15 protein-coding genes are annotated in these 15,066 nt (G+C 67.1%); 5 read left to right on the top strand and 10 right to left on the bottom strand.

The genetic code is table 11. The features are described from left to right. Positions 1-15 precede the first annotated feature (15 nt). From atuD to ACSX1D_RS07665, 4 genes are all read left to right on the top strand, one after another. Positions 16-1,173: a citronellyl-CoA dehydrogenase gene (gene atuD / locus ACSX1D_RS07680; RefSeq protein ID WP_439861680.1), complete on the top strand. Its 1,158-nt coding sequence runs from the start codon at positions 16-18 to the stop codon at positions 1,171-1,173. Next, entirely contained in the window at positions 1,170-1,964 is a 795-nt protein-coding gene (locus tag ACSX1D_RS07675; RefSeq protein ID WP_439861679.1) for an enoyl-CoA hydratase/isomerase family protein, read from the top strand. Before atuD ends, ACSX1D_RS07675 begins: the two co-directional genes overlap by 4 nt. Before the next feature lie 22 nt (positions 1,965-1,986). Next, positions 1,987-3,954 carry an acetyl/propionyl/methylcrotonyl-CoA carboxylase subunit alpha gene (locus ACSX1D_RS07670; protein ID WP_439861678.1) on the top strand — a complete coding sequence of 656 codons (1,968 nt, stop codon included), beginning with the start codon at positions 1,987-1,989 and terminating at the stop codon, positions 3,952-3,954. Positions 3,955-4,038: 84 nt separating this feature from the next. Further along, positions 4,039-4,863 (top strand): SDR family oxidoreductase, encoded by an 825-nt coding sequence (locus ACSX1D_RS07665; RefSeq protein WP_439861677.1) that lies wholly within the window; start codon positions 4,039-4,041, stop codon positions 4,861-4,863. 18 nt (positions 4,864-4,881) lie between these two features. Here the strand turns inward: ACSX1D_RS07665 and ACSX1D_RS07660 are convergent, their stop codons facing one another. From ACSX1D_RS07660 to ACSX1D_RS07625, 8 genes are all read right to left on the bottom strand, one after another. Next, positions 4,882-5,433, bottom strand: coding sequence for a hypothetical protein (locus ACSX1D_RS07660; RefSeq protein WP_439861676.1), 552 nt, complete (start codon positions 5,431-5,433; stop codon positions 4,882-4,884). 72 nt (positions 5,434-5,505) lie between these two features. After that, on the bottom strand, positions 5,506-6,138 hold the full coding sequence (locus ACSX1D_RS07655) for a hypothetical protein (RefSeq protein WP_439861675.1): 633 nt from the start codon (positions 6,136-6,138) through the stop codon (positions 5,506-5,508). Beyond that, positions 6,135-6,734 carry an RNA polymerase sigma factor gene (locus tag ACSX1D_RS07650; RefSeq protein ID WP_439861674.1) on the bottom strand — a complete coding sequence of 200 codons (600 nt, stop codon included), beginning with the start codon at positions 6,732-6,734 and terminating at the stop codon, positions 6,135-6,137. The genes ACSX1D_RS07655 and ACSX1D_RS07650 overlap by 4 nt, the downstream gene beginning before the upstream one ends. Positions 6,735-6,736: 2 nt before the next feature. Beyond that, the gene (locus ACSX1D_RS07645) at positions 6,737-8,452 is read right to left on the bottom strand and encodes a vWA domain-containing protein (protein ID WP_439861673.1); all 1,716 of its coding nucleotides are present in this window, start codon (positions 8,450-8,452) and stop codon (positions 6,737-6,739) included. A gap of 84 nt (positions 8,453-8,536) precedes the next feature. Next, positions 8,537-9,970, bottom strand: a complete 1,434-nt coding sequence (locus tag ACSX1D_RS07640; RefSeq protein ID WP_439861672.1) for a PLP-dependent aminotransferase family protein — start codon at positions 9,968-9,970, stop codon at positions 8,537-8,539. A 211-nt stretch (positions 9,971-10,181) separates the two neighbouring features. Beyond that, entirely contained in the window at positions 10,182-10,973 is a 792-nt protein-coding gene (locus ACSX1D_RS07635; RefSeq protein WP_439861671.1) for an OmpA family protein, read from the bottom strand. A gap of 14 nt (positions 10,974-10,987) precedes the next feature. Then, positions 10,988-11,314 carry a DUF4398 domain-containing protein gene (locus ACSX1D_RS07630; protein WP_439862280.1) on the bottom strand — a complete coding sequence of 109 codons (327 nt, stop codon included), beginning with the start codon at positions 11,312-11,314 and terminating at the stop codon, positions 10,988-10,990. 36 nt (positions 11,315-11,350) lie between these two features. Next, the gene (locus ACSX1D_RS07625) at positions 11,351-12,175 is read right to left on the bottom strand and encodes a substrate-binding periplasmic protein (RefSeq protein WP_439861670.1); all 825 of its coding nucleotides are present in this window, start codon (positions 12,173-12,175) and stop codon (positions 11,351-11,353) included. 114 nt (positions 12,176-12,289) lie between these two features. Between ACSX1D_RS07625 and ACSX1D_RS07620 the strand changes: the two genes are divergently transcribed. Beyond that, entirely contained in the window at positions 12,290-13,255 is a 966-nt protein-coding gene (locus tag ACSX1D_RS07620; protein ID WP_439861669.1) for an alpha/beta fold hydrolase, read from the top strand. A gap of 69 nt (positions 13,256-13,324) precedes the next feature. Here ACSX1D_RS07620 and ACSX1D_RS07615 read toward each other — a convergent pair whose 3' ends face one another. Continuing rightward, positions 13,325-14,254 carry an electron transfer flavoprotein subunit alpha/FixB family protein gene (locus ACSX1D_RS07615; RefSeq protein ID WP_439861668.1) on the bottom strand — a complete coding sequence of 310 codons (930 nt, stop codon included), beginning with the start codon at positions 14,252-14,254 and terminating at the stop codon, positions 13,325-13,327. Beyond that, the gene (locus ACSX1D_RS07610) at positions 14,255-15,004 is read right to left on the bottom strand and encodes an electron transfer flavoprotein subunit beta/FixA family protein (RefSeq protein ID WP_208709334.1); all 750 of its coding nucleotides are present in this window, start codon (positions 15,002-15,004) and stop codon (positions 14,255-14,257) included. It lies immediately after the preceding gene. Positions 15,005-15,066 lie beyond the last annotated feature (62 nt).

Genomic DNA, 15,066 nt, shown 5'->3' with positions numbered 1-15,066 from the left:
AGGAGAACAACAACCATGCTCTTCACCCAGGAACACGAAGCCCTGCGCCGCACCGTGCGCGATTTCGTCGACAAGGAGATCAACCCCCACGTCGATGACTGGGAAAGAGATGGCCGCTTCCCGATCCATGAGATCTTCCGCAAGGCCGGCGAACTGGGCCTGCTGGGCATCTCCAAGCCGGAGCAGTTCGGCGGCATGGGCCTGGACTACAGCTACTCGATCGTCGCTGCCGAGGCGTTCGGCAGCATCCACTGTGGCGGCATCCCCATGTCCATCGGCGTGCAGACCGACATGTGCACCCCGGCCCTGGCCCGCTTCGGCTCCGACGAGCTGCGCGAGCAGTTCCTGCGTCCGGCCATCAACGGTGAGATGGTCGGCTGCATCGGCGTCTCCGAGGTCGGCGCCGGCTCCGACGTGGCCGGGCTGAAGACCCGCGCACGCAAGGACGGCGACGACTATGTGATCGACGGCAGCAAGATGTGGATCACCAACGCCCCCAGCGCCGACTTCATCTGCCTGCTGGCCAACACCTCGGACGACAAGCCCCACGTCAACAAGTCGCTGATCATGGTGCCGATGAACAGCCCGGGCATCAGCATCGCGCCGCCCCTGGACAAGCTCGGCATGCGCAGCTCGGAGACCGCCCAGGTGTTCTTCGACGGCGTGCGGGTGCCGCAGCGCTACCGCATCGGTGCCGAGGGCACGGGTTTCATGATGCAGATGCTGCAGTTCCAGGAAGAGCGCCTGTTCGGCGCGGCCAACATGCTCCAGGGCCTGGAGCACTGCATCGAGGCCACCATCGACTACTGCAAGGAGCGCCAGACCTTCGGCAGCGCGCTGATCGACAACCAGGTCATCCACTTCCGCCTGGCCGAACTGCAGACCGAGATCGAGGCCCTGCGCGCCCTGGTCTACCAGGCCACCGAGCTGTACGTGGCCGGCAAGGACGTGACCCGCCTGGCCTCCATGGCCAAGCTCAAGGCCGGGCGCCTGGGCCGCGAGGTCACCGACAGCTGCCTGCAGTACTGGGGCGGCATGGGCTTCATGTGGGACAACCCGGTGTCGCGGGCCTACCGCGACACCCGCCTGGTCTCGATAGGCGGCGGCGCCGACGAGATCATGCTGGGCATCATCTGCAAGCTGATGGGCACGCTGCCGGGCAAGAAGAAATGAAGCTGCCGGCCTGCGACACCCTGCAGCTGCGCCTCGAGGCCGGCGTGCTGCATGTCGGCCTGAACCGCCCCGAATGCCGCAATGCCATGAGCCTGAAGATGGTCGAGGAACTGCGCCAGCTGCTGCGGGCGCTGGGCGATGCTGGCGCGGTGCGCGCCCTGGTGCTGCGCGGCAGCGGCGGGCACTTCTGCGCCGGCGGCGACATCAAGGACATGGCCACGGCCCGCGTCGCCGGGGGCGAGGCGTTCCGCGCGCTGAACCGCGCCTTCGGCAGCCTGCTGCAGGAGGCACAGGCCCTGCCCCAGGTACTGATCGTGGTGCTGGAAGGCGCGGTGCTCGGCGGCGGCCTTGGGCTGGCCTGCGTCTCCGACATCGCCATCGCCCGCCAGGACGCCCAGTTCGGCCTGCCGGAAACCACCCTGGGGGTGCTGCCGGCGCAGATCGCCCCCTTCGTCGCCACGCGCATCGGCCTGACCCAGGCTCGGCGCCTGGCCCTGACCGGGGCGCGCTTCGACGGCAGCGAGGCGGCGCGCCTGGGCCTGGTGCACTTCAGCGAGGCCGGGGACGAGGCCCTCGAGCAACGCCTGGCCGAGACCCTGGCCCAGGTTCGCCGCTGCGCGCCCCAGGCCAATGCCCAGACCAAGGCCTTGCTGCTGGCTTGCCAGGCGCAGCCCCTGGACACGCTGCTGGACGACGCCGCCGCACAGTTCGCCGCCGCGGTGACCGGCAGCGAAGGAACCGAAGGCACCCTGGCCTTCGTGCAGAAACGCGCGCCGAGCTGGGCGCAATGAACCACAGAGCGGAGCGCCACGCATGGCCACCTTCAACAAAGTCCTGATTGCCAACCGCGGCGAGATCGCCTGCCGGGTGCTACGCAGCGTGCACGCCCTCGGTTACCGCAGCGTGGCGGTGTACAGCGCCGCCGACGCCGACGCCCGCCACGTGCAGCTGGCCGACGAGGCGGTCTGCATCGGCCCGGCGCCGGCGCAGCAGTCCTACCTGAGCATCGACGCCATCATCGCCGCCGCAGGCAGGACCGGCGCCGACGCCGTCCACCCCGGCTACGGCTTTCTCTCGGAGAACGCCGCCTTCGCCCGCGCCTGCGAGCAGGCCGGCATCGTCTTTATCGGTCCGAGCGCCGCGGCCATCGAGCTGATGGGCAGCAAGCGCCTGGCCAAGCTGGCCATGCTGGAAGCCGGGGTGCCCTGCATTCCCGGCTACGAAGGCGCCGAGCAGGACGACGCGACCCTGAGCCGCGAGGCCCAGCGCATCGGCTACCCGCTGATGGTCAAGGCCAGCGCCGGCGGCGGTGGCCGCGGCATGCGCCTGGTGCAACACCCCGATGAGCTGCTGGCGCAACTGCGTACCGCCCGCTCGGAGGCGCAGAACGCCTTCGGCAGTGGCGAGCTGATTCTCGAACGCGCGCTGATCCAGCCACGCCACGTGGAAATCCAGGTGTTCGGCGACAGTCATGGCAACCTGGTGCACCTCGGCGAGCGCGACTGCTCGGTGCAGCGCCGCCACCAGAAGGTGGTGGAAGAGTCGCCCTGCCCGCTGATGACCCAGGAGTTGCGCCAGGCCATGGGCGAGGCCGCCATCAAGGCCGCGGCCTCGGTCGACTATGTCGGCGCCGGCACCGTGGAGTTCCTGCTCGATGCCAGTGGCGCCTTCTACTTCCTGGAGATGAACACCCGCCTGCAGGTGGAGCACCCGGTCACCGAGCTGGTCACCGGCCAGGACCTGGTCGCCTGGCAGCTGCGCGTCGCCGCGGGCCAGCCGCTGCCGCTCAAGCAGGAGCAGATCGAACTGCAGGGCCACGCCATGGAGGTGCGCCTGTACGCCGAGAATCCCGCCCAGGGTTTCCTGCCGCAGACCGGCAACGTGCTGTGCTGGGAACCGGCGCAGGACGAGGGCATCCGCGTCGATCACGGCCTGCTCGAAGGCCAGGCCGTCAGCCCCTTCTACGACCCCATGCTGGCCAAGATCATCGCCCACGGCGCCACCCGCGACGAGGCCCGACGCAAGCTGCTGCGCGCGGTGGAGGACTGCGTGCTGCTGGGCGTCAACGGCAACCAGCGATTCCTCGCCAACCTGCTGCGCCACCCGCAGTTCGCCGCCGGCAACGCCACCACCGCCTTTATCACCGAGCACTTCGCCGACGACCCCAGCCTCGCGCCACAGACGCCGACGCCGGGCCAACTGGCCAGTGCCGCCGCCCTGCTGTTCCAGGCCCGAGCGCAGCAGGGCCGGCTGCGCGGCTGGAGCAACGCACTGGGCGTGCCGTCACGCTTCCTGCTCCAGCATGCCGAACACACCCATGGGGTCGAACTGCGCGTGCTGGAGGCCGGCGCGCAGCCACTGCTCGAGGCCCAGGTCGGCAGCGAACGACTGACCCTGCGCCTGCTCGCCTGCGACGCGCGCCGGGCCTGCCTGGAGCTGGACGGCATCCGCCGGCGCCTGGCCTATCATCTGGACGGGGGCCGGCTGTGGCTGCACGGCCCTGACGGCCACCTGGAACTGCTGGAGATCAGCCAGCAACCGGCGGGGAACGTCGCGGTCGCCGGTTGCGGCGCGGTGAAGGCGCCGATGGACGGCGCCATCGTCGAGGTACTGGTGAACGAAGGCGAGCGGGTCGCCAAGGGCACCCTGCTGCTGGTCCTGGAGGCGATGAAGATGGAACACCCGCTCAAGGCGACGATCGACGGCGTCGTCGGCCGAGTGGCGGTAAGCAAGGGCGAGCAGGTGAAGAACCGCCAGCTGCTGGTGGATATCGAGGCATGACACCCAGGTAGGGCGTGCTGTGCGCAGCCGACGCCGTCGATGGCGCGCACGACGCCCCCTACCACTACCCACAAGGAACTCAGCATGTCACTGACCGGAAAAACCCTGTTCATCACCGGCGCCAGCCGCGGCATCGGCCGCGAGATCGCCCTGCGCGCCGCCCGCGACGGTGCCAATGTGGTCATCGCGGCGAAGAGCGCCGAGGCCCATGCGAAGCTGCCCGGCACCATCCACAGCGTCGCCGCCGAGGTCGAGGCGGCGGGTGGCAAGGCCCTCGCCGTGCAGCTGGACGTGCGCGACGAGCAGGCGGTGAAGGTCGCCATGGACCGCGCCGCCGAGCATTTCGGCGGCATCGATGCGCTGGTCAACAACGCCGGGGCGATCAAGCTACTGGGCGTCGAACAGCTGGAGCCCAAGCGCTTCGACCTGATGTTCCAGATCAACACCCGCGCGGTGATGGTCTGCAGCCAGGCCGCCCTGCCCTACCTGAAGAACAGCGCCAACGGGCACATCCTCAGCCTGTCGCCACCGCTGAGCCTGGACAACAAGTGGTTCGCCCAGCACGGCCCCTACACGGTCACCAAGTACGGCATGAGCATGCTCACCCTGGGCATGCACGAGGAATTCAAGAAATACGGCATCAGCGTCAATGCGCTGTGGCCCAAGACCATGATCGCCACCGCCGCCATCGAGTTCGAGGTGGGCAGCCGCGAGGTGTTCAAGCGCGCGCGCACCCCGCAGATCATGGCCGACGCCGCCCATGCCATCCTCAGCAGCGGCGGGCGCAGCATCAGCGGGCGCCTGTTGATCGACGAGCAGGTGCTGCGCGAGCAGGGCCAGAGCGAGTTCGAGCAGTACCGCTACGATCCCGACGGCGGCGCGCTGATCCCCGACCTGTTCCTTGATTGAGCGCGGCCACGGGCCTGACTAGCGTTTGAACTTGAACTGCAGCTCGGCCCCGTCCACCGACTCCCAGTAGTCGGCATCGTCTTCATTGGTGATCAGGCGGCCGCTGAGCTGGAACGGGTCGCCTGCCGCATCTTCCTCGAACAGGGGCGGCAGCAGCGGCGCCGCCACCTCGCCTGGAACACCCTCGGCGCTCAGCTGCTCGAGCAGCTCGGGCGGCAGGCTGAGGTCCAGCGTGGCGTGCTCCGGTTGCACGGGGACAGCCTGGGCCGACGCCTGCTGCTCCTTGGCCCGGCTCGCGGCCGGCGGCGGGGCTGCCTTGCTCGGGGTGACGGCCGCCGGGACGGGGACAAGCGCCTGCGGCTCTTCAGGCACCTCAGGCCCCGGACCCGCCTCGGTCGGCGCCGCTGCAGGCGCGTCAGCGGGCGGGGTCGACAGCGCCTGCGCAGGCGCCTTGGCCTCCGCCGGCGCGACGTTGTTCGACGGTTCGACCTTGGCCGGCTTGACCTCCGGCTCGCAGGCGCTCAGCAGGGGAACCAGCAGGGTCAGGGCCAGGTAACGCATGACACTCATGATCGCTCTTGATGGATCTAACGAGGCGGCAATGCTCGCCTGCCCGGCGTCGCCTGACAAGCTGGATTTCGCTCAACGCGCGAGCTCGTCCGCCGCCTGCTGCCGGGCCAGCAGCGCCTCGATATCCAGCTGCGGATAACGCTGGCGCAGCGCCTCGATGCGCGCGGCGGCCGCGCCCTGCTCGCCCTCCTCGCGCAGCCTGAGAATCTCGCGCAGCGCCTCGGCCAACTCGGCCTCCAGCCCGGGCGCCTGCGCCTTGCCCATGGCCTCCGGGGCGACGCGGGCGGGGGGCGCTGCGGCCGCGTCGGCCATGGCCTCCTGCGCGCCGACTGCGGCGGATTCGGCCATCAGCGTCTTCTGCGCCGGAGCTGGCGCGGCCTGGCGCGGCAGGCTCGGCGCGGCGGGCAGCGCGCTGTCGAAGCCGGCCGGGACCCGTTCGAGGGTTTTCAGGCTCAGGCCCAAGCCCAGCCCCAGGGCCGCCACGCTGCCCAGCGCGAAACTCCAGCGCAGGCGCGGCGAATGGCCGAACAGCCAGCCATGCAGGCGCGCCAGCACAGTCGCGCGCGGGCGGGCTTGCTCACGGGCAGCGGCGAGGATGCGGGCGTCCAGCGCCGCCGAGGGCTCCTCGTTCTGGTGACGACGGTAGTGCTGCGACAACTGCTGCTCGTCGGCGTCGACAGGGGAGTTGGCGTTCGGGTCTTTCATGCGGATACCTCTTTGGCCTCGGTGGGGTCGGCCAACAGCCGGCGCAGCTTGTGCAGGGCATAGCGCAGGCGACTCTTCACGGTTTCCGCCGGCGTGTGGGTCAGCTCGGCGATCTCCTGCAGCTCGAACTCGCCCTGGGCGCGCAGCAGGAACACTTCGCGCTGCTCCAACGGCAGGTCGTCGAGCGCCCCCTGCAGGCGCTGGCGGTCGCGGCTCAGGTCGAGCTGCTGGACCGGGTCGGCCTGCTCGTCCGGCGCCGCGTGCACGCGCTCGTCGTAGGCATCCTGCAGGCTCTGGCGCCTGCCGTGCTTGCGCCAGTGATCGATCAGGCGGTTGCGCGCAATCTGGTACAACCAGGTTTTGAACAGCACCTTCTCGCGCTGCAGCGAGTCACTGCGAATCAGGCTCAGCCAGGTGTCCTGGAAGATTTCCTCGGCCAGCGCCGGCTCGCCGCACAGGCCGCAGAGGAACCGGAACAGGCCGAGGCGATGGCGCTGGTACAACAGCGCGAAGGCCTCGGCATCGCCCTGCCGATAACGCCACAGCAACGCGGCATCGGTATCGGCAGGAACCTTTGCAGGTGGGGTGTCAGTCACACTCAATCGACCTTGGCGGTGGGTGGCGGGGAGAGCACCGCTGGAGTTTGCAGGCTCCGGGCCAGTTCCACCAGCTGGATGAATTCGCTGCGCAGACCGAAGCGGTCCTCGCCCCTGGCCTGGCGCGCCAGCTCGGCGCTGTCGGCCAGGCTAAAGCGCCCGGTGTACTGGCCGCCCTTGAGCTGCTGGGCGAAGGCCGCCACCGCCGCGGCGAAACGCAGGTCCTCGCTGCTATCGGCCAGGGCCGGCGCCTCGGCGGCCGCGATCGGCCGCTCCAGCAGCTGGCTGCTGGCCTGCCCCGGGGTCTTGTAGCGAATGCGCAACCAGGCCAGTTCGCCGGCCTTGCCTGCCGGCTTGTCGCTGTTCTGATAACGCAGCGGCTCCAGCCAACCCTTGGCCCCCACCGGCACCACCTCATAGAGCGCGGTGACCCTATGCCCCGCGCCAATCTCGCCGGCATCGACCTTGTCGTTGGCAAAATCCTCGCGCTTAAGCGCGCGGTTCTCGTAGCCCAGCAGACGGTATTCGCTGACCTCGGCCGGGTTGAATTCGACCTGGATTTTCACGTCGCTGGCGACCGTGGCCAGGGTCGAGCCGAGCTGATCGACCAGCACCTTGCGCGCCTCGCGCAGGTTGTCGATATAGGCGTAATTGCCGTCGCCGGCGTCGGCCAGCTGCTCCATCAGGCGCTCGTTGTAGTTGTCGGTGCCAAAGCCCAGGGTGGTCAGCGACACCCCGGTCTTGCGCTTGTCGGCGGCCAGTTGTTTGAGCGCCTCGAAGTCGCTGATGCCGACATTGAAGTCGCCATCGGTGGCCAGCAGGATGCGGTTGATGCCGCCGGCAATAAAGCCCTGCTGCGCCTGCTGATAGGCCAGCTGAATGCCCGACTCACCCGCCGTCGAGCCGCCGGCGCGCAGTTGCTCGATGGCCGTGCGGATCCTGGCCTTGTCGCTGCCGGCGGTCGGCTCCAGCACCACGCTGCTTGAGCCTGCATAGACCACCAGCGACACCTTGTCCTCGGCGCGCAGCTGATCGACCAGCAACTTCAGCGTGCTCTGCACCAGCGGCAGGCCCTCGCGGCGGTCCATGGAGCCGGAGACATCCACCAGAAACACCAGGTTGGCCGGCGGCAGCGTCGCCAGCGCCTTGTCCCCGGCCTTGATGGCGATACGCAGCAGGCGGCTGTTGGGGTTCCACGGCGTCTGCGCCAGTTCGCTGGCCACCGCGAAGGGCACCTCGCCGGTGGGCTGCGGGTAGGCATAGGGGAAGTAGTTGACCAGCTCCTCCAGGCGCACCGCGTCCTTGGGCGGAAGCTGCCCGGAATTGAGGAAGCGCCGCACATTGGCATAGCTGCCGGTGTCCACGTCGATGCTAAAGGTCGACACCGGCGCCTCGGCCACCGCCTGCACCGGATTGTCGGATATCTTCTGGTATTGCTCGCGGTTCGCGTCGCGGTAACCCGGCGCCTGATCGTCCGCCACAGGCGTCATGGGCAACGCGCCGAGCTGAGTCGACGTCGCGGCATACCTGGAACGCTCGAGCGCCTTCGCGCTCGGTTGGCTGGCGCTTGACTCGGCGATCGACCGGGCTGGCTGATCGATCAGCTGTGCGTGCGGCGGCTCCGGCTGGCTGCCATTGCAGGCCGCCAGCAACAGCAGCAGGCCTGAGCTGAAGCCGTGCATCAGCGGTTGTGGGATGGGGACGATTTGCCTCGACATGCTGCATCTCCTCGGGACGAATGAAGGCTTCTTCCCAGTAGACGCAGTGACCGGCCGATACGGGTTAGCCCGATGAACCTTTCCTCATCTGTCGGCCTCCTGGCACAGTTGACTGGCCAGCAGGCCGAGGGTCATCAGCGCGCGCTCGGCCTCGCGGTTCCAGGGGATGCCGCAGTTCAGGCGGATGCAGTGGTTGAACTGCTCGGTGTTACTGAAGATCAGCCCCGGCGCGATGCTGATGCCCTGCTCCAGGGCGCGCACGTGCAGGTCCTTGGTGTTGACCCGCACCGGCAGGCTGACCCAGAGGATGAAGCCGCCCTTGGGCCGGCTCATCTGCGTGCCTTCCGGGAAGTACTGCTGCACCGCCAGCTGGAAGGCACTGAGGTTCTTGCGGTACTCCTGGCGGATATGCCGCAGATGGCGGTCGTAGCCGCCATTCTCCAGATAGGCCGCCACCGCCATCTGCGTGACGCTGCACGCCGAGTGGGTGCTGAAGGTCTGCAGGCGCTGGATCTCGTCCTGGTACTTGCCGGCGACTATCCAGCCGATGCGCACGCCGGGCGACAGGGTCTTGGAAAAGCTCGAGCAATACACCACCTGCCCTTCCCGGTCATGGGACTTGAGCGACTTGGTCGGCCCCTGCTCGAACATCAGTTCGCCATAGATGTCGTCCTCGACGATCTTGATATCGAAGTCCCCGGCCAGGCGCAGCAGCTGCTTCTGGCGATCCTCGGGGATGGTGCCGCCGAGCGGATTGCTCAACCGCGCGGTCAGCACCAGGGCCTTGATCGGCCACTGGCTGGCGGCCAGTTGCAACGCCTCCAGGCTGATGCCGGTGGTCGGGTCGCTGGGAATCTCGATGACCTTCAGGCCGAGCAGATCGGCCAGTTGCAGCAAGCCGTAATAGGTCGGCGACTCGGCGGCAATCAGGTCGCCCGGCTGGGTCAGCACGCGCAGCGACATCTGCAGGGCATCGACGCAGCCATGGGTGATCACCACCTCCGAGGGGTCGACCACCACCCCGGCGTCACGCATCCGAATCGCCACCTGCCTGCGCAGGGGCTCGAAACCCGGACTGAACATGTAGCTGAAGGCCCGCGGACTCTGGAAGCGCGTCACCTTCGCCAACTGCTGGTGCAGGGCGCGCACCGGCAGGTAGTCGACGTGGGGCACCGCGGCGCCGAGGGGAAACACCCCTTCGCGACGCGACTCGGTGAGTATCTGGTTGATGATGCTGCTGCGGGTCACCAGGCTGGGGCGCTCGACCCGGGCGATATCCGGGGTCGGCGCGGTCAGGGCTGGGGTCTGGTGCACATAGAAGCCCGACTGCGGGCGGGCGCGGATCAGGCCCTGGTCCTCCAGGTTGGCGTAGGCCTGCAGCACCGTGGCATGGCTGACGCTGAGCTGCGCGCTCATCTTGCGCACGGAGGGCACGCGCTCACCCGGTTGATAGACGCCGCGACGAATATCTTCCGCCAGCTGCTGAGCGATACGCTGATAGAGCAACAGATTGGTCATGACTGCTTTCCTGCTTGCCTGAACCGTAACAGTAAGCCGGCACTTCGAATAGATACCGGTACAGCTTCCGGAATTCTGCCCGAGACAACGTCGGCACGCCAGCAACTGTATTAGATCAATTGGCCGCAAGGACAACTGTTGCGCTAATTGCTGCCGGCATGAAAAAGCCCCGGTGCCTGACGGCTACCGGGGCTGGTTCGGTCGCTGCCGATCAGCGGGGGGCGCCCAGGCGACCCTGCTCGTCGGAGAACACGATCTCGACCCGGCGGTTGCGCGCCCGGCCCTTGGCCGAGGCATTCTCCGCCACCGGGAAGGCCTCGCCATAGCCCTGCACCTCGATGCGCTTGGCATCGATGCCGAGGTCGATCAACACGTCGGCCACGGTTTGCGCCCGCGCCCGCGACAGCTCGAGATTCTCCCGCTTGTCACCACGGCTATCACTATAACCCTCGATCCGCACCACCCGGCGCGGGTTGAGCTGGAGAAACTGCACCAGCTTGAGCACCGTGCGGTTGGCCGCGACGGTGAGGTCAGCGTGCCCGGCATCGAACAGCACATCGCCCAGGGTCATCACCAGGCCGCGCTCGGTCTCGGTGGTGGCCAGGCTGAGCATCTGCTCCTCCAGCCAGTGGCTCTGCTCCTGAATGCTCAGCAACTTGGCCTCGCGCAACGCCAGTTGCAGGCGCTGGCGCTCCAGTTCGAGCCGGGCCGCGCGCTCCTGGTTGAGCCCCAGCAGACTCTTCTGCGCGGCGATATCGCTGTAGCGCTGGCTCAGGTAGGCGTAATGACTGACATCGTCGGCGCTACCCCAGTAGCTGGACAGCCGGTCGGCACGCGCCAGGGACTCACCGGCACGGATCACGTCCTTGGCGGCGCTGCGCAGCACCGCCGGATCCTCCTTGACCGTCTGGAAACTCGCCCGGGCCGCCTCCAGCGCCTCGCCGTCGCTCGGCTGCAAACCGGCGCAACCACCCAGCAGGAGCAACAGACTCGCGCCGGTCATCAGCAAAGGCCCCTTCATTGCAGATCCCCCAGTTGACGACGCAGGCGATTGATCCGCTTGCTCAGCTCGCTCAGTTGCTCCTGGCTCTTGGCAGTCACCACCCGCGCCTCCGCCAGACGGGCATCCAGCTCGGCCTGCTCGGCCAGCACCCGCGCCTCCTTGTACGCCTCGGCGGCCATGGCGGCCTGGGCGCGCTTCAGCTTGTCCTCGGCCAGGACCAGCTCCGGCACCTGCTCATCGGCCCCCACGGCCCGGGCCTGGGTAACCGCCTGCTCGGTCAGGCGCATCTGCTCGGTGGGCGCCGGATCATTGGCACAAGCCGTCAAGGCCAACAGCGCCAGCACGGCGCATAGAAATCGATTGATCACTGGATTTTCCTACGGATTCGTGGCGCTGGCGGGCTGCAACTGCTGCGCCTTCCAACGCTGCAGGTTGCGCTGCAACAAGGCTTCCGGCGCGCCGGCGGCGGCCAATTCTGTCATTTTTTTCGCCAGCTGTCCGCGCAACCAGGGATCGTTGCACGCCGAGTTGTGCGACAGCGCAAGGTGCAGCCCTTCGCTGCGGATGGGCGGACTCAGGCTCAGCAGATCGTCCTGCAACCCCAGAGTCAGGGCCAACGCCTGCGCCGGCTCGCGCTCATGAACGACGTAGTCGACCTCGCCGAGCATCAGCTTCTGCAACAGCTGGGTCAGATTGCCGCCCTGCTCCAGGCTCAAGTGCGCCTTGGCATAGTCGTCGAAGGCCGGCCCGAAGCGCCTGCCGACGGACGCGCCACGACGCTCACGCAGGTCGGCCCACTCGATGTAGGGAAAACTGGCGATATTGCGCACCCAGACCACGTCGGCACGGCTGAACACCGCCGGATGCACGTAATCCATGGTTTCCAGCTCGGCCAACGTCAGACGCGCGCCAGCCAGCAGATCGATCCGCCCGCTGCGCACTTCATCCAGCGCCTTGTCCCAGGTACTGCTGTAGAGCACCTCGATGCGAACGCCCAGCTCCTTGCCCAGCCTGGCCAGCAGGTCGGCCTGCGCGCCGATCAGCTGCTTCGGATTCTGCGGATCGCGCCACACGAAGGGTGGATAATCAGGATGACCGGTGGCGACCAGGCGCTCACATTTGCCGGCCGCGGGGGCCAAGCCCGGCATCGCCAGCAAGGCGAGGAGCAACAGGCAGGACTTGAGAAAAGGACGTTCGAGCATTCGATGGGTCTCGGTTGATCGTTCGATGGCCCGCCCACAGCGGCTGCAGGCCAGGCGCGTGCTTCCATGCTAGCTTAGCGACAGCGCAATAATAATTCGCGATAAGGACATGCAATGAAAAAACTCTTGCTCGCACTCCTGCTGCTGATCGGCGCGGCGGCCAGCGTGTTCTATGCCTTTCCCGCCACCCTGCTGGCCAGCGTGCTGTGGTTCGAGCAACAGGCCGCCGGCCTGTCCCACGAGCGCATGGAGGTCGCGGATCTTAGCATTCATTACTACCGCGGCGGTCCGCGCGACGCTGAAACCATCCTGATGATCCACGGTTTCGCGGCCGACAAGAACAATTGGTTGCGCTTCGCCCGCCATCTGAGCGAAGGCTACCAGGTGATTGCCATGGATCTGCCCGGCTTCGGCGACAGCAGCAAGCCGCTCGCCAGCTACGACGTCGGCACCCAGGCCGAGCGGGTCGCCAGCTTCGTCGAGGCACTCGGGGTCGATCGCCTGCACCTGGTCGGCAACTCCATGGGCGGCCACATTGCCGCACTCTATGCCGCCCGCTATCCGCAGCAGGTACGCTCCCTGGCCCTGTTCGACAACGCCGGAGTCAGCGCGCCGCAGAAAAGCGAGCTGATCCAGCGCCTGGAGAGCGGCACCGGCAACCCACTGATCGTCGAGAGACCGGAGGACTTCGAGCGCCTACTCGACTTCGTCTTCGTCGAGCCGCCCGTACTCCCCTTCCACCTCAAGGAACACCTGGGCGAACGCGCCAGCGCCAACAGCGAGCACTACCGCCGAATCTTCGATCAGCTGATCGAGCGCTACATCCCGCTGGAGCCGGAACTGCCAAAGATCCAGGCGCCGACGTTGCTGCTGTGGGGCGACCGTGACCGCGTGCTGGATGTCTCCAGTATCGAGGTGATGCGGCCACTGCTGCCGAAACCAAGCGTGGTAATCATGAAGGACTGCGGCCACGCGCCGATGATTGAGCGCCCGCAGGAAACCGCCGAGCACTACCAGGCATTCTTGCGGAGCACGGCGCGTCAGGACGAAGGCGAAACAGACGCCCGGGCACTTCCGTAGCGCCACTTGGCCGAACAACAAAAAAACCGCCACAACGGGCGGTTTTTTTGTTTCGCAAGAAGAAGTGGGTTAAACCAGCTTCTCCAGCTCCGGAATGGCCTCGAACAGGTCGGCGACCAGGCCGTAGTCGGCCACCTGGAAGATCGGTGCCTCCTCGTCCTTGTTGATCGCGACGATCACCTTGGAGTCCTTCATGCCTGCCAGGTGCTGGATCGCACCGGAGATGCCGACGGCGATGTACAGCTGCGGGGCGACGATCTTGCCGGTCTGACCGACCTGCATGTCGTTCGGCACGAAGCCGGCATCCACTGCGGCGCGCGAGGCACCGACGGCCGCGCCGAGCTTGTCGGCCAGGGCATACAGATGCTTGAAGTTGTCGCCGTTCTGCATGCCGCGGCCGCCGGATACGACGATCTTGGCAGCGGTCAGCTCCGGACGATCGGACTTGGCCAGCTCTTCACCCACGAAGGCCGACTTGCCGGCATCGCTGCCAGCGTCGACGGCTTCCACGGCAGCGGAGCCGCCTTCGGCGGCAACCGGATCGAAGCCGGTGGCACGAACGGTGATCACCTTGACGGCGGCACTGGACTGCACGGTGGCGATGGCGTTGCCGGCGTAGATCGGGCGCTTGAAGGTGTCGGCGCTTTCAACCGCGATGATCTCGGAGATCTGGTCGACGTCCAGCTGGGCGGCTACGCGCGGCAGGATGTTCTTACCATTGCTGGTGGCGGCAGCCAGGATGTGGCTGTAGCCGGCACCCAGTTCGGCTACCAGCGGCGCGACGTTTTCCGGCAGCTGGTGAGCGAAGGCGGCGTTGTCGGCGACCAGCACCTTGGCTACGCCGGCGATCTTACCGGCGGCTTCGGCAGCAGCGCCACAGGCGGCACCGGCAACCAGCACGTGAATGTCACCACCGATCTTCTGAGCGGCCGCAACCGTGTTCAGAGTGGCAGGCGCCAGGGCGGCATTGGTGTGTTCAGCGATAACCAGGATAGTCATTTAGATTACCTTCGCCTCGTTCTTCAGTTTCTCGACCAGTTCAGCCACGGACTTGACCTTGATGCCGGCGCTGCGGGCAGCCGGCGCTTCGACTTTCAGGGTCTTGACGGTGGAAGCAGTGGCAACACCCAGATCAGCCGGGGTTACGACTTCCAGCGGCTTCTTCTTGGCCTTCATGATGTTCGGCAGCGACGCGTAGCGCGGCTCGTTCAGGCGCAGGTCGGTGGTGACGATCGCCGGCAGGTTCAGGGCAACGGTCTGCAGGCCGCCGTCGATTTCACGGGTCACGTTGACCTTGTCGCCAGCCACTTCGACCTTGGAGGCGAAAGTGCCCTGGGCGAAGCCGGTCAGGGCGCCGAGCATCTGGCCGGTCTGGTTGTTGTCGCTGTCGATGGCCTGCTTGCCGAGGATCACCAGCTGCGGCTGCTCCTTGTCGGCCACTGCCTTGAGCAGCTTGGCCACGGCCAGCGAGTTCAGCTCGTCGCTGGACTCGACCAGGATGGCGCGGTCGGCGCCCAGTGCCAGGGCGGTACGCAGCTGCTCTTGAGCTGCGGTCGGGCCGATCGACACGACGACGATCTCACTCGCCACGCCCTTCTCTTTCAGGCGCACGGCTTCTTCCACGGCGATTTCGCAGAAGGGGTTCATCGACATCTTGACGTTGGCAAGATCAACGCCGCTGTTGTCCGCCTTCACGCGAACCTTGACGTTGTAGTCGACCACTCGTTTGACAGCTACAAGAACCTTCATGGATTCCTCGTTACTCTCCGGTGAATAAGGATGTCGCCAAAGCGAACATGGCGGGTGATGCG

Source organism: Pseudomonas sp. MBLB4136 (genome assembly GCF_051904765.1).
Taxonomy (GTDB): Bacteria; Pseudomonadota; Gammaproteobacteria; order Pseudomonadales; family Pseudomonadaceae; genus Aquipseudomonas.
This window is presented reverse-complemented; position numbering and strand designations above follow the sequence as displayed.